This is a genomic window from Kitasatospora sp. NPDC059795 (assembly GCF_042732175.1).
Lineage (GTDB): Bacteria > Actinomycetota > Actinomycetes > Streptomycetales > Streptomycetaceae > Kitasatospora.
The window spans coordinates 1-22,957 of the sequence record NZ_JBHWID010000004.1 but is presented as its reverse complement, the minus strand read 5'-3'; the positions used below and the strand labels follow the sequence as shown (position 1 = coordinate 22,957).

Sequence of the window (22,957 nt, the reverse complement as noted above, 5' to 3'; positions counted from 1 at the left end):
GGCCCCACCCGCTCGGACGGGCGCTCTGTCCGCACCCACCCCAGGCCGCCGATTTCACGCTGCCGATGCACCGGAAGCCCCGAGGCGCTTCGGTCTCAGCCGTGGGTGGAGCGCAGATGGGACGCCACGGCCAGGCTCAGCTCGTCCCCCAGCACCGCGATGTCCCCCACCCGGTCGGTGCGGACCACCGTTGCACCCAGCCCCCTGAGCCCGGCCACCGTCCGCGGGGCCGGGTGCCCGTACGGGTTGCCGGTACCGCAGGAGATCAGGGCCAGCCTCGGACGGAGCGCGGCCATCAACGCCCAGTCCTGGTTCGCCGATCCGTGATGGGCCACCTTCAGGACGTCCACCCGCCCCAGACCGGATGGGCCGGGACCTCCGTCGGGGCCGGCCGGGCCGGCCGCGTTCAGCGCCCCCGCCCGGCCGTCGGACGTACGCCTCGTGCCGTGCAGCGGTGTGGACGCCGTCCCTGCCGATGATGGTGGAACCCGTTCGTCCGGGCGAACCGGCGGCGGCAGGCCGAGGGTGAGCAGGGCCGCCTGGGCCGGTGGTTCCAGGTCCCCCAGCAGAGCCACTCGGATCGGGGCGGCGGGTGGGCCGAGGGTGGCGAGGATCGCGATGCTGGAGTTGTTGGGACCGGTCGCGTCCGGGGCCAGTGGCGAGGCCGGCCACAGCACTTGCCAGGCGAGGTGAGCGCCGGCCGTTCGACGCTCGCCCCGCCGGGCCCGCAGCACCGGCACCCGGTCGTCGGCCGCCCAGCGCGCCACCCTGCTCCGCTCGCCTTCCGGCTCGTCCGAGGTGGTCACCTCGATCGCGCCGACCGACCGGCCGCGCAGCACCCCGGGGATGCCCTCGACGTGGTCGGCGTGGAAGTGCGTGAGGATCAGGACCGGCACCCTGGTCACCCCGAGTTCCCGCAGACACGCGTCGGCCGACTTCGGGTCGGGCCCGGTGTCCACCACCACCGCGCTGCCAGGCTCGACCGGCAGAACCGTCATGTCGCCCTGCCCGATGTCGCACATCGCCAGCCGCCATCCCTCGGCCGGCCAACCGGTCGCCAACCGAGTGACAACGGGCGGACGCAGCAGGACCACCGGCAGCAGAACGACGACCACGAGCACGAACCATGCCCTGGGCCACCGGCGCCCGGATCGCCGCCCGCCCAGCAACGGCGGCAGCCCCCAGGCCAGGGCAATGATGACCACCACCAGTAGCACCGATCCGAACAGCCCTCCGGGCCAGGCGAGTTCAGCACCGGGTAGCTCGGCACCCCGCCGTGCCACAGCGGCCAGCCATCCAACGGGCAGCGCGGCAAGGTCCGCCAGGAACTCGGCCGCCCTTTTCGAGAGCGGCGCGACCGCGAGCGCGCCGAACCCGAGCAGGGTGGCGGGTGCGACCGCGATCTCTGCCAGGAGGTTGCACGGAATGCCGACCAGGCTGACTCGCGGTGCCAGCAGGACGGTAACGGGCGAGCAGAAGGCCTGCGCAGCCGCGGTGGCGCCGACCGCCGATGCGAGGTGGTGCGGCCATCGACGCGCGCGCAGCGCGGCCGTCCACCTCGGGCCGAGGATCAGCAGGCCTGCCGTGGCGAGCGCGGAGAGCAGAAACCCGAAGGAGCGGGCCAGGTAGGGATCCACCAGGAGCAGGATCAGCACGGCGCCGGCCAGTGTGGGCAGGCCCCGTCTCGGTCTGCCGGTGGCGAGGGCCAGCAGCCCGATCAGGCCGGTGGCGGCTGCTCTGAGCACGCTCGGGTCGGGTCGACAGATGGTCACGAACGCCAGCGTCAGGCCCGTTCCGAGCGCTGCTGTGGTCCGGAAGGAGAGTCCGAGCAACCCGGCCATTCCTCCCCGTCCGGGCGTGTCCGGGTCGGTCGGGGCACCTCCGACCAGGACCGCCAGGATGATCGCCAGGTTGGCGCCGCTCACCGCCACCAGGTGCCCGAGGTCGGTGGCTCGGAAGGCGTCCGCCAGGTCGTCCGGAAGCCTTGTCACGTCGCCCACCACCAGACCCGGGAGCAACCCCCGAACGTCTGGCGACAGGTGATCGCAGGCGTCCCGGAGCCCCTTGCGGAGCTGGGCGGCAAGGCGTTGCGAAAGGCTGGGCGGCGCAAGGATCCTTGGCCGCCCTTGCGGGGCGAGCAACGCCGCCGAATCGGTCCGGGGTCGGACGATCGGGCCCTCGCCCGTGGAGGGGCTCGTCTGCCGCTCCGGCAGCACTTCTGCCCGGACCTCCACGCGAGTGGAAGGAATCAACTGTTGCCACTGCGCCGCGTCCTGGGTTCGGACGAGCAACGTGACGGGTGTTCTGGTCTCGATGGGGATCGTGCCCGACTGCTCGGTACCGGTGGTCGAGAGGACACGGGTGACGAGGGCGGAGACGGTGAGGGTCGGTTGGGAGAGGGCGCTGCCGCGAGTGTGGGACCCGTGCAGTTTGGGGTCACCGGTGATGGTCGCCTCAACGGTGACCTCCGGTTTGGTCGTTCTGCCCTCTCCGGAGTGAGGTTGAGCCGACTGACCGGCCACCTCCTGGGGCTCCGGTTGGCCACCCGGGGACACCGGCTCCCCTGAAGCCGGTGTCCCCGCTGGGCGGGCGAGTGCGGGCAGCGGGCCGCGATGCAGGTCGGCGGTATGGAGGACGGTGGTGGTCGCCGCCGCTACTGCGGTGAGCAGGACAGCGGCTGCGAGCCGGTGAACCGAACGGTGATGTCCCTTCGATGTAAGGAGTCCCATGGCGATCACGCCACCTACCAAGGCGCTGGCGAGCAGCGCCGATTGGTGTCTCCCGTCCAGGTCGAGGACGGCGGCGGTGACCAGCCAGGCGGTGACGGCCGGGAGGAGGAGCCGGTAGTCGGCTCGGTCGGGGACGGCGGAGGGCAGGGCCAGCATGGGGCACCTCCTCTCAGTGCTCGTTGGTCGACTTGTCGTTTTGGAGGCTCTCGGGCGATGGGCAGCTCCGTATCCGGCAGGCGAGTCGTGGGTGGCGGCGGGTCAGGCCCGGACAGAGCGTCGTGTGAGCGGTCACGCCTCCTTGGCGGGTGGGAGCGTAGGGCTCCGCTCAGCGAGGTGAGGAGCTAGAGCACGGCGGGGGCAACCTCCTGGCGGGAGAGGGACGGTGGGAATCACAACGTCAGGAGCGGTTTGAGGTCCTCGTACTTTCGGGGGCCGATTCCGGGGACGTGGCGGAGTTGGTCGAGGGACTGGAAGGGGCCGTGCATCAGGCGGTACTGGAGGATGCGCTGGGCCAGGGCCGGCCCCACGCCCGGCAGCGAGTCGAGTTGTTCGGCGCTGGAGTGGTTGAGGCTGACTGGTCCGGCGGGAACGGCAGGCGCACCGCTGTTGGCGTTCTCGATGCCTACGAGGATCTGTTCTCCATCCGTGAGTGGGCGGGCGAGGTTGAGGGTGCTGGTGTCCGTCCCGGGGAGCGGGCCGCCTGCGGCGGTCAGCGCATCGGCGACCCGTGAACCTGCGGGGAGGGTTCGTAGGCCGGGATTCTGGACCTTGCCGGCGATGTCGATGACCAGCGACAGCTCAGCCGGGTGGTGTGTGGGTGCTCCTTCCGTTGCGGGGTCGGCGGTGGACTCGGTGATGGAGATGGCGGGAACGGCGACGGGGTGCGGCCGCCCCAGCCAGAAATGCTGTGCGGCGTAGCCGATGGCAAGTACGAGCAGGACGGTGAGGCCGAGAACGGCACGGCGGTCGAAGGCGAAGGCTGTAGGGAGGCGGAAACGCAGCGGTAGTCGTGGCCGGTGGGTGCGGTGCGGCACGGCCGCAGGTTCCGGAGGTAACAGGGCATCGGGCTGGGGCGGCGGATCCGGATCCGACTGAGGGTCGGCCCAGGAGCCCAGCGGGGTGTCGGGAACGGATGCCGTCTGCGGATCGGTGTCGGGCTCGAAGGCAGGCGGGTCCCTCTCCGGGATCGCGCCGGGCTGAGCCGCCGGCCGGCCGAAAGCCGTATCGGCACGGTTCGGGGCGCCCGCACCCGCCGAACGCGCGGGCGCTCCGTACATCGCCAGGATGCGTGGCGACGACAGCGCGTACGGCGGATCGGGGGCGAGTGCCGTACGTGCCGCCACCCGTTCCGATTCGGAAACGGCAGTGGTCTCCGCTCGGCCCAGAGCCGGTGACAACTCGCCACTTCCCTTCTCCACCGTCCTCTTGAGCTCCGGGGCCCTGGCCGCCGATTCGGTGGTCTGATCGGGAATCGGCTTGGAACTGTGGAGATCGTCGGGCTGGACGGGGCCGGGCGGGAAGATCAGGCCGAGGCGGGCCCGGGCGGTGGCGAGTGTCTGCCGGCGGCGGGCCTGGGGTGTGGTGATGGTCCTCATGGCGAGGACAGTAGGGCCGTCCTGAGGTGCGCTCAGGAAATCGGCCCACCCCTGTGGATAACTTGGGGCTGTGGATAACTCTCGTCGCTCGGACGAGTGAGTTTGGTCCTGCTCAGCGCGGGGAGGCGACGACGGGCGCGACCACGACGGCCAGCAGCCCGGGCCCGACGTGCGCCCCGATGACGGCTCCGACTTCGCTGACGTAGAGCTCGTTCATCGTCGGCACCCGCTCCCGCAGCCGCTCTGCCAGCGCCTCCGCCCGCTGCTCAGCGGCAAGGTGGTGGACCGTGATGTCCACCCTCTGCGCCCCGGCGCGCTCGACGGCGATCTCCTCGAGCCGCGCGATGGCACGGGAGGCGGTGCGGACCTTCTCCAGTGGCTCGATTCGACCACCTGCCAGGTGAAGCAGGGGCTTCACAGCCAGCGCGGAGCCGACGAGAGCCCGGGCGGTTCCGATCCGGCCTCCGCGCCGCAGGTGCTCCAAGGTGTCGACGTAGAAGAAGCCGTTGGTGACTTCGGCCCGTCGCTCGGCAGCGGAGACGACCTGGTCGAGGTCCGCTTCTGCGCCACCGACTGCTTCGATGTCGACGTCACCGGCCGACGCCCCCGACCTGGCCGCGTCGAGGTTGTCGGCGCGTTCGGCGGCGGCCAGCACGCAACTTCCGAGCGCCATGCCGACCAGCCGGCTGTCGACCACCCTGACCGGGATCGGCGCCGCCGCGGCCGCCAGCTGGGCCGCTTCCACAGTGCCGGAGAGTTCGGCGGACAGGTGGACGGAGACGATTCCACGCGCGCCGGCCGCAGCAGCGGCCCGGTAGGCGGCGGCGAACGTTTCCGGGCTCGGCCGGGAAGTGGTCACCCGGCTCTTCGCCCTCAGGGCCTCGGCGACGTCCTTGGGAGAGATCTCGACGCCTTCTGCGAAGACTTCGTCACCGACCGCGACACTGAGCGGTACCACCTGGATGCGGTGCCGGTCCACCGCTTCTTGGGGCAGATACGCAGTGGAATCCGTGACGATCGCAAGGTGGCCGAGCATGAGGCGGAGGTTACCCTCCGCCGAGCCAGGATGACAGTGCCCGCCCTGTGGTGGTTTGACCTCCGCAGCAGCGGGTAACCCTTGCGTCGCGGACGGTAACCACCTCGTGACGCGGGGTCAGCGGTGGTTGGGTCCGGCCGGGTTCGGCTTGCGCAGGCGGTCGGCGAGTCGGGAGAGCGGTTCGGCAGCCAGTCCGAGCAGTTCCTCGGCACTGGTCTGGCGGCCGGCGCCGATTCCCTTCCGACGGTCGGCGGGGCCATCGGCGGAGGCGGCGGCACTCCGGGCGTCGGCAGTGGGGGCAGAGCCGGCGGCAAACTCGGTGCCGTCGGCGGCGGGCTCGGCAGGAGTCCAGTGCCGCAGAGCTCCGGCCTCGTCCTGGCACTCCTTGCTGAGGCGGGCGAGCTCGTCGTCGGCGAAGCGGCGCATCCGGTCCTGGGCGGCCCAGCGAAGCGAATCCGCAGAGTGTGTGATCCGCTCGGTGCGCTCGCGCAGTTCGGGGAGCTTGGCGGTGACTCGGCTGCTCATCGGCTCGCGCTCCAACAGGCGCAGCTCGGCGTCGAGTTCGGCGGCGTGCGAGTCGAGCCGAGCGAGGAGCTGGAGCGCGTCACCGAGCTGACCGTCCTGCGGGAGGCCGCCCTGCAGGACCTGGCGGGTCGAGTCCAGCGCGGTGCGAAGCGAAAGCCGGAGGCCGGCGATCCTGCCCTGGTCGCCGGGCTTGGTGATGGTCTTCGCCCTGAGGGTGGCGTTCTCCACCGCCCGCTGGGCGTTGGAGCTGTGCCGCTCGACCTTGGCAGCCACGGCCTTCGCCGCCTTGACCGTCCCCACCACCGCCATCACCAGCAGCGTCACTCCGAGCAGCGCGACCAGCGCTACGACGATACCGAGCGCTTCCATCGGGAGCCCACCTTCCGCCCGTGACCGGCGGCGGTCCGCCGAGTGCGGCCCGTCCTGTCCACCGGTCTCCACCGTAGCTCGGCCCGGCAGCGGACAGCAGGCCTTCAACCACCGGGAGGACGGAGATCAGGGACAGCTCAGGGATTTCCCCCAAGCGATCACCCCGAGACCGCCAGCACACAGCCGGCGCTCAATACCCCTACGAAGAACGGAGCCACCTTGTTCGAACTTCTCCACCGTTCCCCGCTCGTCCGACAAGCCGGAGGCGCCCTACTCCTTGCCCTTGTTCTCGCCTTCCCGCTCGCCTTCCCGCTCCCGCCCGCCCAGGGCTCGGACGTTCCAGGTCCAGGAACGGCGAAGGGCCGGCCGCCCCAAGTTCGGGGCAACCGGCCCTGCCGATCTGGCGATGCCTCAGCGGAGGTGTCGTCAGCCGGTGACGATGTTCACCAGCTTCGGGGCGCGGGCGATGACCTTGCGCACCTCTGCGTCACCGATGGCCGCGACCACGGTGGGGTCGGCCAGGGCCAGCGCCTCCAGCTCGGCGTCCGAGATGGACGGCGAGACCTCCAGGCGGGCCTTGACCTTGCCCTTGATCTGCACGACGCAGGTCACGGTCTCGTCGACCACGTACGCCGGGTCGGCGACCGGGTAGTCGGCGAAGGCCAGCGACTGCTCGTGGCCCAGGCGGCGCCACAGCTCCTCGGCGATGTGCGGCGCCAGCGGGGCGATCAGCAGGACGATCTGCTCGGCGACCGGGCGCGGGGTGGAGCCGCGCTTCACCAGGAAGTTGTTCAGCTCGATGGCCTTGGCCACGGCGGTGTTGAACCGCATGCCGGCCATGTCGCCGCGGATGCCGTCGATCGCCTTGTGCAGCGCGCGCAGCGTCGCCTCGTCCGGCGTCTCCTCGGTGACCACCAGCTCGCCGGTGACCTCCGAGACGATGTTGCGCCACAGCCGCTGCAGGAAGCGGTACGAGCCGATCACGGCGCGGGCGTCCCAGGGGCGGGAGACGTCCAGCGGGCCCATCGACATCTCGTACAGGCGCAGGGTGTCGGCACCGTACTCGTCGGCGAACTCGTCGGGGGCGATCGCGTTCTTCAGCGACTTGCCCATCTTCCCGGCCTCGCGCCGGACCTTCTCGCCGTTCCAGAAGAACTCGTCGTCGATCTCCTCGACCTCGGCGGCGGGCACCGGGAATCCCCGGTCGTCGCGGAAGACGTCGGCGGTGATCATGCCCTGGTTGAACAGCTTGTGGAACGGCTCGACCGAGGAGACGTGGCCCAGGTCGTGCAGCACTTTGTGCCAGAAGCGGGCGTACAGCAGGTGCAGCACGGCGTGCTCGGCACCGCCGACGTACAGGTCGACGCCACCGGCGGGCTTCTCGGCGGTCGGGCCCATCCAGTAGGCCTCGTTGGCGGGGTCGACGACGGAAGTCGAGTTGACCGGGTCGATGTATCGCAGCTCGTACCAGCACGAACCCGCCCAGTTGGGCATGGTGTTGGTCTCGCGGCGGTAGGTCTTCGGGCCGTCGCCCAGGTCCAGCTCGACGTTGACCCAGTCCTCGTTGCGGGACAGCGGGGTCTTCGGCGAGGAGGTGGCGTCGTCGGCGTCGTAGGTGTGCGGCGAGTAGTCGTCGACCTCGGGGACCTCGACCGGCAGCATCGACTCGGGCAGCGCGTGCATCGCGCCGGTCTCGTCGTAGACGATCGGGAAGGGCTCGCCCCAGTAGCGCTGACGGCTGAACAGCCAGTCGCGCAGCCGGAAGTTCACGGTGCCTTCGCCGATGCCCTGCTCCGCCAGCCAGGCGGTGATCCGGGCCTTGGCGTCGACCACGGACAGGCCGTTCAGCGACACCCCGTCGCGCTCGGAGTTGATCAGCACCGAGTCATAGGTGTCGAAGGCGTCGTCCCAGCCGTGCGGGTCGTCGCCGCGACCGTCGGTGGGCTGGACCACGCAGCGCATCGGCAGGTTGAACGCCTGGGCGAAGGCGAAGTCGCGGCTGTCGTGCGCCGGGACGGCCATGATCGCGCCGGTGCCGTAGCCCATCAGCACGTAGTCGGCGATGAACACGGGGATCTGCTCGCCGCTGACCGGGTTGGTCGCGTAGGCGCCGGTGAACACGCCGGTCTTCACCTTGGCATCGGCCTGGCGCTCGACGTCGGACTTGGCGGCGGCGGCCGCCCGGTAGGTGGCGACGGCCTCGGCCGGGGTCGCGGCACCGCCGGTCCACTCGTCACGGGTGCCGGCCGGCCACTCGGCCGGGACGACGGTGTCGACCAGGGCGTGCTCGGGAGCCAGCACCATGTAGGTGGCACCGAACAGGGTGTCGGGGCGGGTGGTGAAGACGGTGACGGTGTCGTCGCCGACGGCAAAGTCGACCCGGGCGCCTTCGGAGCGGCCGATCCAGTTGCGCTGCTGCAGCTTGATCGCCTCGGGCCAGTCCAGCAGGTCCAGGTCGGAGATCAGGCGGTCCGCGTAGGCGGTGATGCGCATCATCCACTGGCGCAGGTTGGACTTGAAGACCGGGAAGTTGCCGCGCTCGGAGCGGCCGTCCGCGGTGACCTCCTCATTGGCCAGCACGGTGCCCAGGCCGGGGCACCAGTTGACCGGCACCTCCTTGGAGTACGCCAGCCGGAACTCGCCCAGCACCTCGTCGCGCTCGACACCGGTCAGCTCGGCCCAGACGCGGCCGCCCGGTACCTCGCGCTCGCCGGACTCGAACTGGGCGACCAGTTCGGCGATCGGGCGGGCCTTGGCGGCATCCTCGTCGTACCAGGAGTTGAAGATCTGCAGGAAGATCCACTGGGTCCAGCGGTAGTACTCGGGGTCGATCGTGGCGATCGAGCGGCGCGAGTCGTGGCCCAGACCCAGCCGGCGCAGCTGGCGGCGCATGTTGGCGATGTTGTCCTCGGTGGACACCCGCGGGTGCACGCCGTGCTGGACGGCGTACTGCTCGGCGGGCAGACCGAAGGCGTCGTAGCCCAGGGTGTGCAGCACGTTGTGGCCGGTCATCCGCTGGTAGCGGGCGTACACGTCGGTGGCGATGTAGCCCAGCGGGTGGCCCACGTGCAGGCCGGAGCCCGACGGGTACGGGAACATGTCCATGATGAAGCTGTGCGGCTTCGTGGCGACGGACGTCCCGTCGGCCAGCGGGCCGGCCGGATTGGGGGCGTTGAACGTCCCCTCCTTCTCCCACAGGTCCTGCCAGCGGGACTCGATCTCGGCGGCCAGCGCGGCGCCGTAGCGGAAAGGCTCGGTGGCGGCTTCGGCCGCGCCGGAAGCGGGGGTCGTCTCGCTCATGGTCCTTCAGGCTCCATCGTCATCAGTCAGCGAACAGGCCGTAGAAAGCAGAAAGCCCCTCCGCAGGAGGGGACGCCACGCCGACTCCGACCCTTGGGCCGGTCCTTGTCAGCGCGGCCGGCTAAGAAGCAGGCGCACGGTTCGCATGGGCTCAGGGTACCGCACCCCCTCAACACCGTTTCGCGTCACCGCGTCAATCCCTCGACCACGTCCACCTTCACAACCGCGTCCGCACCCTCGTCCCGATACGTGTCCACGTCCCCGTCTGCGTTCACGGTGACGTTCACGGCCACGCCGGCTGCCGCCCCCACGGCCACCGCACCGACCACTCCCCCGACCGGCCATGCCTCCGTTCCCACTCCGTCTGCCCCGTTCGCCCCGCCGAGTCGTCCACCTGGGCTGTCGCTACGTCTCGGCGCGCATCGCGGTGTCGAACTCGCGCAGGGCTCGCGCCACGCGGGCGGACTGCATACCAGCGGCGAGTCGGCGGGCCCGGTCGGCGGTCTGCTCGGCCTCCTTGCGTTCGCCGGTGCGGCGGTAGGAGTCGGCGAGGCGGACCATCAACAGCGCCTTGACCCGGGCACGTTCCGCCGTGAGCGTGTCGATCGCGGCCTGCAGCAGACCGCGGGCCTGCTCGTGGTCGCCGAGCAGCAGGAAGCCCTCGCCGACCATGCCCTCCAGGTCGGCGCGTTCCTGGTCGTGCCCGTCCAACCCCTCCAGTACTCGGAAGGCCCGTTCGGCGACGGCCTCGGCGCTGATCTGCTCGCCCTTGCGGCCGTGCGCCCGGGCGATCCGGCCGAGTTGCAGGGCCCGCTCACGCGGTGTCAGCACGTCGTCGGCCGCGCGCAGCGCGGTGGACAGCATCGCCACCGGATCCAGACCCCGCCCACCGGAGTTGTAGGTCGCCTGGACGGCGAGGCAGCCGACCACGCCGACGCCGAGCCGGGAGTCGCCGGAGACGTGGGCCGCGCGCAGGGCCGCGACGAAGGCCCGCTGTGCGGCGGCGTCGTTGCCCATGTCGTAGTTCGCCCAGCCGACCAGCCGGGCCAGTCGGCTGGCGGCTCCGTACAGCTCACGGCCGAGCGGCTCGTCGTAGCTGCCGAGTTCCAGCAGCTTCCCCACCATGGCGAGTTCGGCCTTGGCGAGGTCGAGAATCAGTCCGCCGCCGTAGGCACGCTCCAGGCGCTGCTTGGACTCGTAGGACAACCGCAGGTCGGCCAGTTGCTCGGGGGCGATCCGCAGCGCGCCCTCGCCGCCGGTGACGGACGGCGGCGGGGAGGCCCAGTGCCGGGCCGCCTGCTCCAGTTCGTCGCCGCGGAACAGGTCGGTGAGCCGCACCGGCGCGCCGTCCGCGCCGGCCTCGCGGAGCGCGGTCTGCGCGGTGTCGGCGGTCCACGGGTCGGTCAGCAACCGGGGCGAGAGCATCTTGGCGCCCCGATTGGAGCCCATCTGCCCCCACAGCTGCTCGTACGTGACGGCGATGCCGACGCTACGGGCGAGGACCTCGCAGACAGTCTGGTCGTGCGGCGAGCGCGGCACCATGCCCCGGTCGCGCCACTTGTAGGGCGCGGTGGAGCTGATCGCCATGCCGGGCGGCAGCACCGCGTTCACCTCACGGGCCAGCCGCTCCGGGCTCCATCCGAGCTGGTGGAGTATCCGGGCGAGCTCGTCGTTCCGTTTTCGCACCAGATCGGCCATGGCACGACGGTAGCGGCCTCACGCCCCGGACGGCAGAGGAGCCACGTGAACGACCGAAGGCCGCCCCTCGCGGGACGGCCTTCGGACTACTGTGGAGCTAAGGAGAATCGAACTCCTGACCTATTGCATGCCATGCAATCGCTCTACCAACTGAGCTATAGCCCCGTGCTGTTACTGCTGTCATCCTCGGCTTCCCTTGCGGTTTCCCTTGGCGACATCGACAACTGTACACGGTTGACGGTCCAGGCCCTAATCCGTTCCGGGTGCTCCGGAGTCGACCCCGGAGCCTGCCTCAAAGGCGCCGCCGAAGGCAGTCCCGGAAACGCCGAAGGCCGCTACCCGTCTCGGATAGCGGCCTCGCGGAACTGCTGTGGAGCTAAGGAGAATCGAACTCCTGACCTATTGCATGCCATGCAATCGCTCTACCAACTGAGCTATAGCCCCGCAACACTGATGACCACTCACGGACCATCGGTGCGGAGTGGAGCTAAGGAGAATCGAACTCCTGACCTATTGCATGCCATGCAATCGCTCTACCAACTGAGCTATAGCCCCGCAGTTCCGCGACTCCCGCCCCCGGTTTCCCGTCTGCGTTCCTCACTGCGAACGAGGAAGACTCTAGCTGGTCAGAGCCGGAACTGTGAAATCCGGTCCGGGTGGGCCTCAGGTCTCGTCGCCGATGACCGGCTGCGGGAGCGTGCCCGCGTTGTGCTCCTGGAGCCGCCAACCGCGCGCGTCCTGGCCGAGCACCGACCAGCAGCAGTTCGAGAGACCGCCGAAGCGCTCCCACAACTGCGGATCAATGCCCAGCAGTCGGCCGATCATGGTGCGGATGGTGCCGCCGTGACTGACCACCACCAGGGTGCCGCCCTGGGGTAGCTTGTCGACGGCGTCCAGCACCACCGGGACGGCCCGGTCGGCCACCTCGGTGGAGAGTTCGCCGCCGCCGCGCCGGACCGGCTCGCCGCGCGACCACGCCTCGTACTCCTCCGGATACCGCTCCCGGATCTCGGAGTTGGTGAGCCCCTGCCACTCCCCCGCGAAGGTCTCGCGGAGACCCTCGTAGTGGTGCACCTCCAGGTCGGTGAGCGCGGCCAGCTCGGCGGCGGTGCGCCGGGCCCGCGTCAGGTCGGAGGAGATCAGCAGGTCGGGGCGGAGCGCAGCGAGCAGCCGAGCGGCCCGCTGCGCCTGGAACACACCTTGGTCGGTGAGGTCGACGTCAGTGGTGCCCTGGAACCGCGATTCGAGGTTCCAGGACGTCTGACCGTGCCGCCAGAGGACGATGCGCGGCCCCGCCGCCGAGCGGCTCAGAGGTCGCCCCCGGAGACGGCATTGCCGGCGGCGTCGGTGACGGCGTTCTCGGGCCGGTTGCGGCTCGCCAGCGCGTCCTTGGGGAGCGGCAGCTCGGGGCAGTCCTTCCACAGGCGGTCGAGCGAGTAGAAGGAGCGCTCCTCGGAGTGCTGGACGTGCACGACGATGTCCAGGTAGTCGAGCAGGATCCAACGGCCCTCTCGCTCGCCCTCGCGGCGCACCGGCTTGATGTCGAGCTTGTCGCGCAGCTGGTCTTCGATCTCCTCGGCGATCGCACGAACCTGGCGGTCGTTGGCGGCGGAGGCGATCAGGAAGGCGTCGGTGATCGACAGCACCTCGCTGACGTCGAAGGCGATGATGTCGTGCGCCAGCTTGTCGGCCGCCGCCTGTGCGGCGACGGTGATCAGTTCCTGGCTTCGGTCGGTGACGGTCACGATGCTCTTCCAGATCGGCTGTGGGGGTACCTCCCCAGGATCTCACGAACGCGCCGGAGCCCCGGAGCGATTTCCGCCCCGGGGCCCCGGCCGCCGGACAGCACACCCTGCGACGCCGCTGGGACGCCGCCGAACCGCTACTGCGTGGACTTCTGCGGCGGCTGGTAGTCCTTGCCGACCATCAGCACCAGGTCCGCGTTCTGCGCGTCGGTGACCTTCTTCACCACGGTGTCCGGCAGCCCCAGGCTGGTGGCCAGGCTGAGGGCCGCGGGCTTCTTGGCATCGTCGGTGTACCGGATCTCGGAGGTCGCCTGCGCGGGCGCCTTCGCGCTGGACGGCAGTGCGTCCATGCCCGAGTTGAGGACGACCACCTGCGCGGCGGCCGCCGAGGTGTCGTTGCCGGCGGCGTTGACCACCGTGACGCGGGTGCTGCCGCCGGTGCCCTTGGCCTTGCCGAGAGTGCCGCCGAGGAGGTCCTTCACCTGCTTGCCGGCGGTGGCGTCGTCCAGGGTGCCGTCCGGCTTGGCGGTGAGCAGCGTGGTGGTCAGGTGCCCGGCCTTCGCCTGCTTGGAGAGGTTGACCAGGACGCCGGCGAGCGCGTTCTCCGGCAGCGACGGGTCGGCGACGGACATCATCCGGTGCACGTCGTCGGTGGCGTCCGCCATGGTGACGGGCATCGCGTTGATCACTGCCGCCATCACTTGCCCGAAGCGGGCGAGCTGGGCGTCTCGGGACTCGCCGGGAGCCTGCAGGGTGGCGTAGTCGACGGCGGCGCGGCCGCTCAGCGTGATGTCCTTGCCGGCCGGGGCGGCCACCTTGCCGTCGGGCTTGTTGTTCTCGCGGATCTCGGCGTTGGTGTCCACCTTGATGCCGCCGAGCTGGGAAACCAGCAACTGCAGGTAGGGGGTGTCCAGTCGCCAGGTGCCGGCCACCTTCGCGCCGAGCACAGCGGACAGGCCGTCGCGGGTGGCGGACGCGCCGACCGCGCTCAGGGACTGACCCATCGTGGTGGTGGAGGTGTCGCCGTTGCTGGGCAGCTGGAGGGTGTCGGGGAGCAGCAGCACGGTCGCCTTCTGCCCGCCCTGGTCGTCGACCAGCAGTGCGGTGGTGACCTTCTGCTGCGGATCGATCAGGTGGACGACGTTGACGTACCGGCCGCCGGCCGCCTTGGTCGCGTCGTTGGAGTCGTCGAACTTGCCGGACCACCACAGGTAGCCCAGCGCGCCGGCCGCCAGCACCGCCAGTGCCACCACCAGCGCGATCACCCGGTTGCGCAGCCGTCGCCGCCGCTCGGCGCGGACCTCGCTGCGGGACTCGGCGAACTTCAGCCAGTCGATGGCGTCCTCGGAGTCCTCCGTCTCCTCGTCGACGAAGTTGAACTCACCCGTGGTGTACGAGTCGTCCGCTGCGGACTTGGCCCGAGCCGCGGCCGCCGAGGCAGCCCGTCCGCCGACCAGTTCGGACGGCTCCGCGTCCCCCGCCGGCCCTGACGCCGCCGCAGCCGCCCGTGCCCGGGCCGGCATCCCCGCACCGGCCGGTGCCGCGACCGGGCTCACCGACGGCACGGCCCGCCCGGCCACCCCGGCCTGCGAAGGCACCCGCCCCTCGGCACCCTGTCGCTCGGTCACCCGGCCGTCGAGCACCTGCCCGCCCGGCGTCTGACCGCCCGGCACCTGACCCGGCACCTGCGGCGGCTGCTGGAAGTACCCCTGCGCGGGCTGCTGCCCGTAGTAGGAGTCACCGACCTGCTGCCCGTAGGAGTCACCGGCCGACGGCTGCTCGGCCCACTGCTGACCCGGCTGACCCTGCTGGCCGCCGAACTGCTGCTGCCGGTAACCCGATTGGTCACCGCCGTACGACTCCTGCGGGTACGCCCCGTGCTGCCCGGACTGCTGCCCGGACTGCTGCGCGCCCTGCTGGTCGTACTGGCCGTAGGGATCGGCCTGCCCGTACGGCTGTTGCTGCTGCCCGTACGCCTGCTGCCCGTAGCCGGACTGCCCGTACCCCGCCGAGTCGTACCCCGCCGAGTCGTACGCCGCCGAGTCGTATCCGGACGAGTCGTACCCGGGCTGCTCGAACCCCTGCTGCTCGAACCCCTGCTGCTGGTAAGGCTGTTGTTCGTACGGCTGCTGCTCGTAGGCCTGCTGTTCGTACCCCTGCTGCGGATAGTGCCCGGGCTGCTGCTGGTAGGGCGGTTGGGGCTGGCGGCCGTACCACTGTTCGTCGTCGGACGTTCCGGTCATGCCTTCCCTCCGGGGGATCAGGGCCGGGCCGACGCGTACAGCGCCCGCTTGTGGATGTAACGGACCACGCCGTCCGGCACCAGGTACCAGATGGGTTCGTCCTTGGCGACCCGCATCCGGCAGTCGGTGGAGGAGATGGCGAGGGCGGGCACCTCGACGAGGGAGACGCCGCCGACCGGCAGACCGGTGTCGGAGAGAGTATGGCCCGGCCTGGTGCAGCCGATGAAGTGCGCGAGGTCGAAGAGTTCCTCGGGGGAGCGCCAGGAGATGATCTGGGCCAGGGCGTCGGCACCGGTGATGAAGAAGAGTTCGGCGTCGGGGTGCAGGGCCTGCAGCTCGCGGAGGGTGTCGACGGTGTACGTGGGACCGTTGCGGTCGATGTCGATCCGACTGACGGAGAACTGGGGGTTCTCTGCGGTGGCGATCACCGTCATCAGGTAGCGGTCCTCGGCCGGCGAGACGTGCCGGTCGGACTTCTGCCAGGGCTGCCCGGTGGGGACGAAGATCACCTCGTCCAGGTGGAAGGCGCTGGCCACCTCGCTCGCGGCGACCAGGTGCCCGTGGTGGATGGGGTCGAAGGTGCCGCCCATCACTCCCAGCCGGCGTCGCTCACGCGGCGTACTGAACGGCGCAGGGGCGCCCGGCGCGGTGTCCGTCCCGGAGGTGTCGACCTGCTCTCTCATGGCGCTACACATTACGCGACCCGGGTGTCCCGGGGATTCCGACCGTTCGCGGGCCCCGGGCACTCCGTGTCCGCCGCCGCGCGGGGGCGGCGGTGCGGCCGGGGTCAGCGGTCGCGGTTGAAGCGCGTGGTGAGGAACAGCAGCAGCAGCAGGATGAACAGAGCCGCGCCGCCCGTCAGGAAGGGGTTGAGGCTGTCGTGGTTACCGCCCTCTTCGGCGAGGACGGCGAGGGCGGGCAGGGCAGCAGTGCTCATGATCGGCGGGACCTTCTCGGCTCGGTGAGGACCAGGCGGTCACGGACCGTGCGGCCCGCGGGCTCATCGTACGGGGGCCTGACACGCAACCGCATGGCGGCCCACCGCGTCTGACCACCCGTGAGCCGTTCCCGGCCACCGCCCGGCCCTCGGTCCCGCGCCCACAGGCAGCACCGGTACGGGAGTTCAGCTCCGGTCGGCGGCCTCGGCACGCACCTGCTCGCGCTCGGCGTCGCGCTTGGCGCCGTCGCGGCCGGCCCGCGCGATCGCCCACACCAGCAGGCCGACTCCGACGAAGGAGGCGATCAGGATGATCCTCAGGAACAGGCCGGGGCCGTTCTCGCTGGAGATCGGTCCGGCGAGCTGGACCAGGTCGGCAGGGGACATCACGGGCTCCTTTTCGGTACGGCACAGCCAGGGTAGACCCGTTTACCGCCACGCCCGCCCCACACCCCGCCCCACACAGCACCCCGCCCCGCACAGCACCCGCGAAGCACCCCGCCCCACAAGGCACCAGCCCGGAACCCCGGCCCCCGACCCACCATGACCGACGGCGTACCGTGACGCCCGGGGACGAGTGCGGGCACAACGACGTTCATCAGAAAAGCAGCGGGGGCCGGCCACGGGAGCCGGCGCCGGCGTCGATCCAGGAGGGTACGCAATGACCGACATGACCAAGGGCACCGCACCGAGCCGCCGCCGTCAGCGGTTCCCGGAGATCTCCACCCGCGCCTGGGAGCACCCGGCGGACCGTTCGGGTCTGGTGGCGCTCCGCAAGCTGAGCGGTTTCGACGACATCCTGAAGAAGCTGGCCGGCCTGGTGTCCGAGCGCAGCGTGCGACTGCTGTTCCTGGCCACAGCGGTCAAGACCTCGGAGCGCCAGTTCCCGGAGCTGTACGACATGGTCCGGGACGCGGCGTACGTGCTGGACCTGGAGAAGGTCCCGGACCTGTACGTGACCCAGGACCCGAAGGTCAACGCGTACTGCATCGGCATGGACACCCCGGTCATCGTGGTGACCACCGGCCTGGTCGACCTGATGGACGAGGAGGAGCTGCGCGCGGTGATCGGCCACGAGGTCGGTCACGCGATGTCGGGGCACGCGGTCTACCAGACGATGCTGCTGATCCTCACCAACCTGGCGACCCGGATCGGCTGGCTGCCGCTGGGCAACCTGGCGATCATGGCGGTCATCACGGCGCTCAAGGAGTGGTTCCGCAAGGCCGAGCTCTCCAGCGACCGGGCCGGCCTGCTGGCCGGTCAGGACCTGCAGGCGTCGATGCGCGGCCTGATGAAGCTGGCCGGCGGCGCGAACATGGCCGAGATGAACGTGGACGCGTTCCTGGAGCAGGCCGCCGAGTACGACAAGGCGGGCGACCTGCGCGACAGCGTGCTGAAGCTGCTGCAGGTGCTGCCGCAGACCCACCCGTTCGCGGTGGTGCGGGTGGCGGCGCTGAAGAAGTGGGCGGAGAGCGAGGAGTACCGCTCGATCATGGCGGGCGCGTACCCGCGCCGCGGCGACGACCCGGACACCTCGATCGGCGCGCAGTGGAAGGCCGCCGCCGACTCGTACTCGCAGTCGGTGAAGGAGAGCAAGGACCCGCTGATGGGCCTGCTGCGCGAGTTCACCAACGGTGTCGGCACGGTCGGCGGCAAGCTCCGCGACACCTTCACCGGCGCCGGTGCCGGCCGCACCAACGGCAGCAGCTCCGACAAGAGCGAGCAGCAGGACTGATCCGGCGGCGCGGGGCGCTCAGCCGGTGATCGGCCCGAGCACCCCGCAGCTCTGCCAGGCCGGCCGGCTGTGGTCGGTCGGGTTCACGGCGGGCGGGGTGCTCGGGTGCACGCCCGCCGCCGTGGCCAGCATCGGCTGCAGGTAGTCGCTCTGCACGGTGCCGCACCCGGTGGGCCCGGCCTGGACGGTGGAGTCGACGACCCGGACCCGACCGGCGTCCAGGTCGGCCCGGTCGACGTCGATCCGCACCTCGCGGCGCACCGCGTACAGCGTGACGGAGGTGTCGTTGGTGGTGCCGGCCGGGCGCAGCGCGTAGATCAGGGTGTGGTCGGCGGTGATCTCCAGCGTGGCGGGGTCGAGTTCGCCGACCTGGACGTTGCCGGTGACCATCACGGTGTTGCTGGCCAGCGCGACCTGTCCGGGGTCGAAGCGCACCATCCAGCCGGTGGCGGCGTGGTGCTGATCGTCGCGCGGGGCGTTGATGCTGTCGTCGTACTGGGCGAGTTCGCCGGAGGTGATCAGGCCCCGGACCTGGCCGGTCTCGTTGGCGGTCAGGGTGGCGGGGGTCAGCTCGGAGACCACCAGGTACTGCTGGGTGGCGTTCAGGGCGCGCTGGACGTCCGTCCCGGCGAAGTGCGAGGTGGACGAGGCGGGGGGCATGCCGAGGCCCGCCCGGCCGTCCGCGTAGCCGGGTGGCAGCGCGGCGAACGGGTGGGCGGGGTCGGAAACGGCCCCGACCGTGCCGGACGGGCTGAGCGGGGTGACGGCGGCGGTCAGCTGGGTCCCGCTGGGCGGGACGATCTGGCCGTGCGGGGAGCTGACCCCGAAGTAGACGGCCGCGGCAAATGCCATCACCACCAGGAGCAGCAGGATCACGGCCTGCCGGGGCAGCGACCCGAACCAGCCCCAGCCGCGTGTCCGGGTGGCCCGGCCGAACGCGCCGGCCAGCCGTTCCTGCGCGGAGAGCTCCTGGATCCGGGCAGCTTTCACGAACGATTCGTCGAAGACGACGGACCGGAACTCGTCATCGTCGGAACCACCGTCGGGCGTGCCCTCGGGAGGCTCGCGCCGGTCACCCATGACACCAGGGTAGGCTCGCGCACCGCCCGCGACGAGACGCACGCGGATAACGAGACCGCCACGGCGGCCGGGCGACGACCAGCCCGGTCAGCCCGCCGGGACGGCCGCCGTCACGGGCGGCTGCACGGAGGGCGTCGCGCCGGGGCTGCTGGTCCCGCTGGACGGCCGGGCCGGTGACTCGGGGGCACTGCCGACGCCCCGGTACACGGCGGCGACGGCCAGCGCGACCACGCCGATGCCCATCACCACGGCCAGCACCCAGGCCACCGGCCGGTGCCAGCGCTGCTGGGCGACGGTGCCGCCGCGCAGCGGGTCGAAGGGCCGCAGGCGCGAGCGGCGGGTGCGCCGGTGCTGCCGGTCGCCGCCCGACCACGGGTCGGGGTAGAAGCGGTCCTCGTCCAGTCCGCCGGGCGGCGGGCGCAGCTCCAACGGCAGCACCTCGCTCCCGGAGGTGAACTCGTAGCTCCGGGCCGCACCGGCCTGTTCCGGCTCGAACCTGGTCTCGGCGGCGGCGAGTTGCCGCTCCCGGGCGCTCGGCTCGTGCACGGCGGCGGAGCGGACGAAGCTCTCGTCGAAGACCACGGTGGCGAACTCGTCGTCCGCACCACCGTGGTCGGCGCCGTCGGAGTACGGCGAGCCCCCCACATCCTCAGCCACGGAACTCAATGTATTACCGGCCGGGGCGTTTGTCTGTGGGTCGGGCCGATCGGGTCTGTGACGCTTTCGGCTACCGGCCGCCGTGCCCGCCGGCGCCGCCGACGGTCTGCTCGGCCTCGCCGCGCACGTGGCCGTCGCCGGTCACGATGTACTTGGTGCTGGTCAGCTCCGGCAGACCCATCGGGCCGCGGGCGTGCAGCTTCTGGGTGGAGATGCCGATCTCCGCGCCGAAACCGAATTCGCCCCCGTCGGTGAACCGTGTCGAAGCGTTGACGGCCACCGTGGTGGAGTCGACGAGCTGGGTGAAGCGCCGGGCGGCGGCCTGCGAGGTGGTGACGATCGCCTCGGTGTGGCCCGAGGAGTACCGGCGGATGTGGTCCACGGCGGCCTCCAGCGAGGGCACCACGGCGGCCGCCAGGTCCAGCGACAGGTACTCGGTGCCCCAGTCCTCCTCGGTCGCCGGGACGGCCGTCACGCCGGTGCCCTCGGCGGCCTTCAGCACCGCGTCGTCGCCGTGCACGGTGACGCCCGCCCCGGCCAGGGCGGCCAGCGCGAGCGGCAGGAAGGCGTCCGCGACGTCCTGGTGCACCAGCAGGGTCTCGGCGGCGTTGCAGACGCTGACTCGCTGCGCCTTGGAGTTCAGCAGCACGCCGACGGCCATCGCCAGGTCGGTCTGCGCGTCCACGTACACGTGGCAGTTGCCGGTGCCGGTCTCGATCACGGGGACGGTGGAGCCCTCCACCACGGTGCGGATCAGCGAGGCGCCGCCGCGCGGGATCAGCACGTCGACCAGGCCGCGGGCGCGCATCAGCTGCTGCACCGACTCCCGGCTCTCCCCCGGCACCAGCTGGATCACGTCGGCCGGCAGGCCCGCCCCGGCGACCGCCGTGCGCAGCACCTCCACCAGCGCCGTGTTGGAGCGGTACGCGGAGCCGGAGCCGCGCAGCAGCACCGCGTTGCCGGACTTCAGGCAGAGCGCCGCGGCGTCCACCGTGACGTTCGGCCGGGCCTCGTAGATGATGCCGACCACGCCGAGCGGCACCCGCACCTGGCGGACGTCCAGCCCGTTCGGCAGGGTGTAGCCGCGCACCACCTCGCCCACCGGGTCGGGCAGGCCGACCACGCTGCGCACGTCGGCGGCGATGGTGGCGATCCGCTCCTCGGTCAGCGTCAGCCGGTCGATCACCGACTCCGCGGTGCCGGCCTCGCGGGCCCGGGCGACGTCCTCGGCGTTGGCGGCGGTGATCTCCGCGGCCCGGGCGACCAGCGCGTCCGCGATCGCCAGCAGCGCGGCGTCCTTCACCGATCGCGGCACTGGCGCCAGGGCGGCGGCCGCCTCCCGGGCACGGCGCGCGGCGGCGAGGACGGGGCTGTCGACGGTGGCGGTGAGGTCGCTCATGGCCCCAGCCTAGCGAGACAGCCGCACCGCCCCGGCGCACATTTCGCCCGCTGAGACGCCCCGGAGGCCCACGAGGCCGCGCCCCGACCCGGTCAGTACGGGAACACCCCGCCCAACTGCGGCGGCGGACCGCCGAAACCCTCCGCCACCCGCTTGTGGTACGTCGGACGGTCGACCACTTCCAGCCCGACGATCTCCCACGCCGGGAGCTTCGCGCTGACCTTGTGCTCGCCCCACAGCCGCAGCGCGATCGCCGCCGCGTCGTGCAGGTCCCGCGCCTCTTCCCAGTACCGGAGCTCGGCGTGGTCGGCGGCGTAACGGGCCGTGAGGAAGAAGGAATGGTCGTGCGCCAGCGTCTCCAGCGACGCCCGCAGCTCCGGCAGCGGCGTCGCCGCCCCGGCCACACTCAGCACCACGTGCCACAACCGGCCCTGCTCCGGCTCCCGCACGTCCTCCCGCTCCTCGACGCCCCGGCCGCCCTCGATGCTGGTGAGCCGCCGCTCGGGCCTCTGCCCCGGCAGCGCTTCCTCCCGCCTGCGAACCACCGGCGGCCTCCCATTCAGCGTGTCGCGCGGGCCCCCCGGCCCGCTGCTCCCACCCCCCGTACCGGCCCCGCCGCCCGCGCTCAGCCGCGCAGCACGACCAGGTCGTCGCGGTGGACGACCTCCCGTTCGTACGCCGCACCGAGCTCCTGGGCCAGATCGCGCGTGGACCGGCCGAGCAGACGGGGCAACTCCCTCGCATCAAAGTTGACCAGTCCGCGGGCGACGATGTGACCGTTTTCGCCAAGAAGGTCGACCGGATCACCCGCGACGAACTCCCCCTCCACCCCGGTCACTCCGGCCGGGAGCAGCGACTTCCCGCCGTGCACCACGGCCGTGACCGCCCCGTCGTCCAGGGTCAGCGCGCCGCGCGGCGAGGATGCGTGCTCCAGCCAGAGCAGCCGGTCCGCGGAGCGGGTGCCGGTCCGCAGGAACAGCGTGCCGGTGGGCCGGCCCGCCAGCGCGTCGGCCGCGTGGCTGGCCGCCGTCAGCACCACCGGGATGCCCGCGCCGGTGGCGATCCGGGCCGCCTCCACCTTGGTCACCATGCCGCCGGTGCCGACGCCCGCCTTGCCGGCGCTGCCGACCTCGACCCCGGCCAGGTCCGCCGGGCCGCGCACCACGTCCAGCCGGCTGCTGCCGGGCTTCGACGGGGCGCCGTCGTACAGGCCGTCCACGTCGGACAGCAGCACCAGCAGATCGGCGCGCACCAGGTGCGCCACCAGCGCCGCCAGCCGGTCGTTGTCGCCGAACCGGATCTCGGCGGTGGCCACCGTGTCGTTCTCGTTGACGATCGGCATCGCGCCCATCGTCAGCAGCTGCTCCAGCGTCCGGAACGCATTGCGGTAGTGCGCCCGCCGGCTGGCGTCCTCGGCGGTCAGCAGCACCTGCCCGACCCGCACCCCGTACCGCGCGAACGACGCCGTGTAACGGGCCACCAGCAGGCCCTGCCCGACACTCGCCGCCGCCTGCTGCCGGGCCAGGTCCTTGGGGCGCTTCTCCAGCCCGAGCGGCGCGAGACCGGCGGCGATCGCACCGGACGAGACCAGCACGATCTCCGGCGCGTCCTTCCCCCTCCGCACCTTCGCCAGCGCATCCACCAGCGCGTCCACCCGGTCCGCGTCCAGCCCGCCGGCGGCGGTCGTCAACGACGACGAACCGACCTTCACCACGATCCGCCGCGCCGAAACGACCTCCTCACGGAGCAACTGATCCACCATCAGTCCGACCTTTCCGACACGACGCCTGTACGCCCGCAATGTAGCCATTCGGCAGGCGGGGTACGAAATCCGGTCCCGAAAGCGGTGGGAGCGCATACAGGGGCGCGTGGGGGTACCTCCACGCCCTAGCGGGCCGGGAGGTACCCC

18 protein-coding genes and 3 tRNA genes are annotated in these 22,957 nt (G+C 71.4%); 1 reads left to right on the top strand and 20 read right to left on the bottom strand.

What is annotated here, in order from left to right; genetic code table 11:
* Positions 1 to 95 precede the first annotated feature (95 nt).
* The 15 genes from ACFV4P_RS09665 to ACFV4P_RS09595 form a co-directional block, all read right to left on the bottom strand.
* Positions 96 to 2,885 (bottom strand): ComEC/Rec2 family competence protein, encoded by a 2,790-nt coding sequence (locus tag ACFV4P_RS09665; protein WP_380469168.1) that lies wholly within the window; start codon positions 2,883 to 2,885, stop codon positions 96 to 98.
* A 233-nt stretch (positions 2,886 to 3,118) separates the two neighbouring features.
* Entirely contained in the window at positions 3,119 to 3,763 is a 645-nt protein-coding gene (locus tag ACFV4P_RS09660; RefSeq protein ID WP_380469166.1) for a helix-hairpin-helix domain-containing protein, read from the bottom strand.
* Between the two features lie 673 nt (positions 3,764 to 4,436).
* Positions 4,437 to 5,360 carry a DegV family protein gene (locus ACFV4P_RS09655; RefSeq protein ID WP_380469164.1) on the bottom strand — a complete coding sequence of 308 codons (924 nt, stop codon included), beginning with the start codon at positions 5,358 to 5,360 and terminating at the stop codon, positions 4,437 to 4,439.
* Positions 5,361 to 5,477: 117 nt separating this feature from the next.
* Positions 5,478 to 6,254, bottom strand: coding sequence for a hypothetical protein (locus tag ACFV4P_RS09650; RefSeq protein ID WP_380469162.1), 777 nt, complete (start codon positions 6,252 to 6,254; stop codon positions 5,478 to 5,480).
* Between the two features lie 426 nt (positions 6,255 to 6,680).
* Positions 6,681 to 9,554, bottom strand: coding sequence for a leucine--tRNA ligase (leuS, locus tag ACFV4P_RS09645; RefSeq protein WP_380469160.1), 2,874 nt, complete (start codon positions 9,552 to 9,554; stop codon positions 6,681 to 6,683).
* 405 nt (positions 9,555 to 9,959) lie between these two features.
* On the bottom strand, positions 9,960 to 11,252 hold the full coding sequence (locus tag ACFV4P_RS09640; RefSeq protein ID WP_380469158.1) for a tetratricopeptide repeat protein: 1,293 nt from the start codon (positions 11,250 to 11,252) through the stop codon (positions 9,960 to 9,962).
* Positions 11,253 to 11,344: 92 nt separating this feature from the next.
* Positions 11,345 to 11,417: transfer RNA gene (locus tag ACFV4P_RS09635), tRNA-Ala, on the bottom strand.
* A gap of 206 nt (positions 11,418 to 11,623) precedes the next feature.
* Positions 11,624 to 11,696: transfer RNA gene (locus ACFV4P_RS09630), tRNA-Ala, on the bottom strand.
* Between the two features lie 38 nt (positions 11,697 to 11,734).
* A tRNA-Ala gene (locus tag ACFV4P_RS09625) sits at positions 11,735 to 11,807 on the bottom strand.
* 108 nt (positions 11,808 to 11,915) lie between these two features.
* On the bottom strand, positions 11,916 to 12,563 hold the full coding sequence (locus ACFV4P_RS09620) for a histidine phosphatase family protein (protein ID WP_380469923.1): 648 nt from the start codon (positions 12,561 to 12,563) through the stop codon (positions 11,916 to 11,918).
* Positions 12,560 to 12,997, bottom strand: coding sequence for a ribosome silencing factor (gene rsfS, locus ACFV4P_RS09615; protein WP_073812318.1), 438 nt, complete (start codon positions 12,995 to 12,997; stop codon positions 12,560 to 12,562). The genes ACFV4P_RS09620 and rsfS overlap by 4 nt, the downstream gene beginning before the upstream one ends.
* A 137-nt stretch (positions 12,998 to 13,134) precedes the next feature.
* On the bottom strand, positions 13,135 to 15,240 hold the full coding sequence (locus ACFV4P_RS09610) for a LytR C-terminal domain-containing protein (RefSeq protein WP_380469156.1): 2,106 nt from the start codon (positions 15,238 to 15,240) through the stop codon (positions 13,135 to 13,137).
* 17 nt (positions 15,241 to 15,257) lie between these two features.
* Positions 15,258 to 15,923 carry a nicotinate-nucleotide adenylyltransferase gene (gene nadD / locus ACFV4P_RS09605; protein ID WP_380469153.1) on the bottom strand — a complete coding sequence of 222 codons (666 nt, stop codon included), beginning with the start codon at positions 15,921 to 15,923 and terminating at the stop codon, positions 15,258 to 15,260.
* A gap of 104 nt (positions 15,924 to 16,027) precedes the next feature.
* Complete coding sequence (locus ACFV4P_RS09600; protein WP_198953343.1) at positions 16,028 to 16,177, bottom strand: hypothetical protein; 150 nt, start codon at positions 16,175 to 16,177, stop codon at positions 16,028 to 16,030.
* 186 nt (positions 16,178 to 16,363) lie between these two features.
* Positions 16,364 to 16,564, bottom strand: a complete 201-nt coding sequence (locus ACFV4P_RS09595) for a hypothetical protein (RefSeq protein ID WP_073812322.1) — start codon at positions 16,562 to 16,564, stop codon at positions 16,364 to 16,366.
* A gap of 274 nt (positions 16,565 to 16,838) precedes the next feature.
* Here ACFV4P_RS09595 and ACFV4P_RS09590 point away from each other — a divergent pair, with 274 nt between their 5' ends.
* Positions 16,839 to 17,912 (top strand): M48 family metallopeptidase, encoded by a 1,074-nt coding sequence (locus tag ACFV4P_RS09590; protein WP_073812324.1) that lies wholly within the window; start codon positions 16,839 to 16,841, stop codon positions 17,910 to 17,912.
* Positions 17,913 to 17,930: 18 nt separating this feature from the next.
* Here the strand turns inward: ACFV4P_RS09590 and ACFV4P_RS09585 are convergent, their stop codons facing one another.
* From ACFV4P_RS09585 to proB, 5 genes are all read right to left on the bottom strand, one after another.
* Complete coding sequence (locus tag ACFV4P_RS09585; protein ID WP_380469150.1) at positions 17,931 to 18,992, bottom strand: hypothetical protein; 1,062 nt, start codon at positions 18,990 to 18,992, stop codon at positions 17,931 to 17,933.
* An 87-nt stretch (positions 18,993 to 19,079) separates the two neighbouring features.
* A complete protein-coding gene (locus tag ACFV4P_RS09580) occupies positions 19,080 to 19,649 on the bottom strand; it encodes a hypothetical protein (RefSeq protein WP_380469148.1) in 570 nt (189 codons plus the stop codon).
* 70 nt (positions 19,650 to 19,719) lie between these two features.
* Positions 19,720 to 21,048, bottom strand: coding sequence for a glutamate-5-semialdehyde dehydrogenase (locus ACFV4P_RS09575; protein ID WP_380469146.1), 1,329 nt, complete (start codon positions 21,046 to 21,048; stop codon positions 19,720 to 19,722).
* A gap of 92 nt (positions 21,049 to 21,140) precedes the next feature.
* Complete coding sequence (locus ACFV4P_RS09570) at positions 21,141 to 21,593, bottom strand: hypothetical protein (protein ID WP_083646897.1); 453 nt, start codon at positions 21,591 to 21,593, stop codon at positions 21,141 to 21,143.
* A gap of 80 nt (positions 21,594 to 21,673) precedes the next feature.
* Positions 21,674 to 22,810, bottom strand: coding sequence for a glutamate 5-kinase (gene proB / locus ACFV4P_RS09565; protein WP_380469144.1), 1,137 nt, complete (start codon positions 22,808 to 22,810; stop codon positions 21,674 to 21,676).
* Positions 22,811 to 22,957 lie beyond the last annotated feature (147 nt).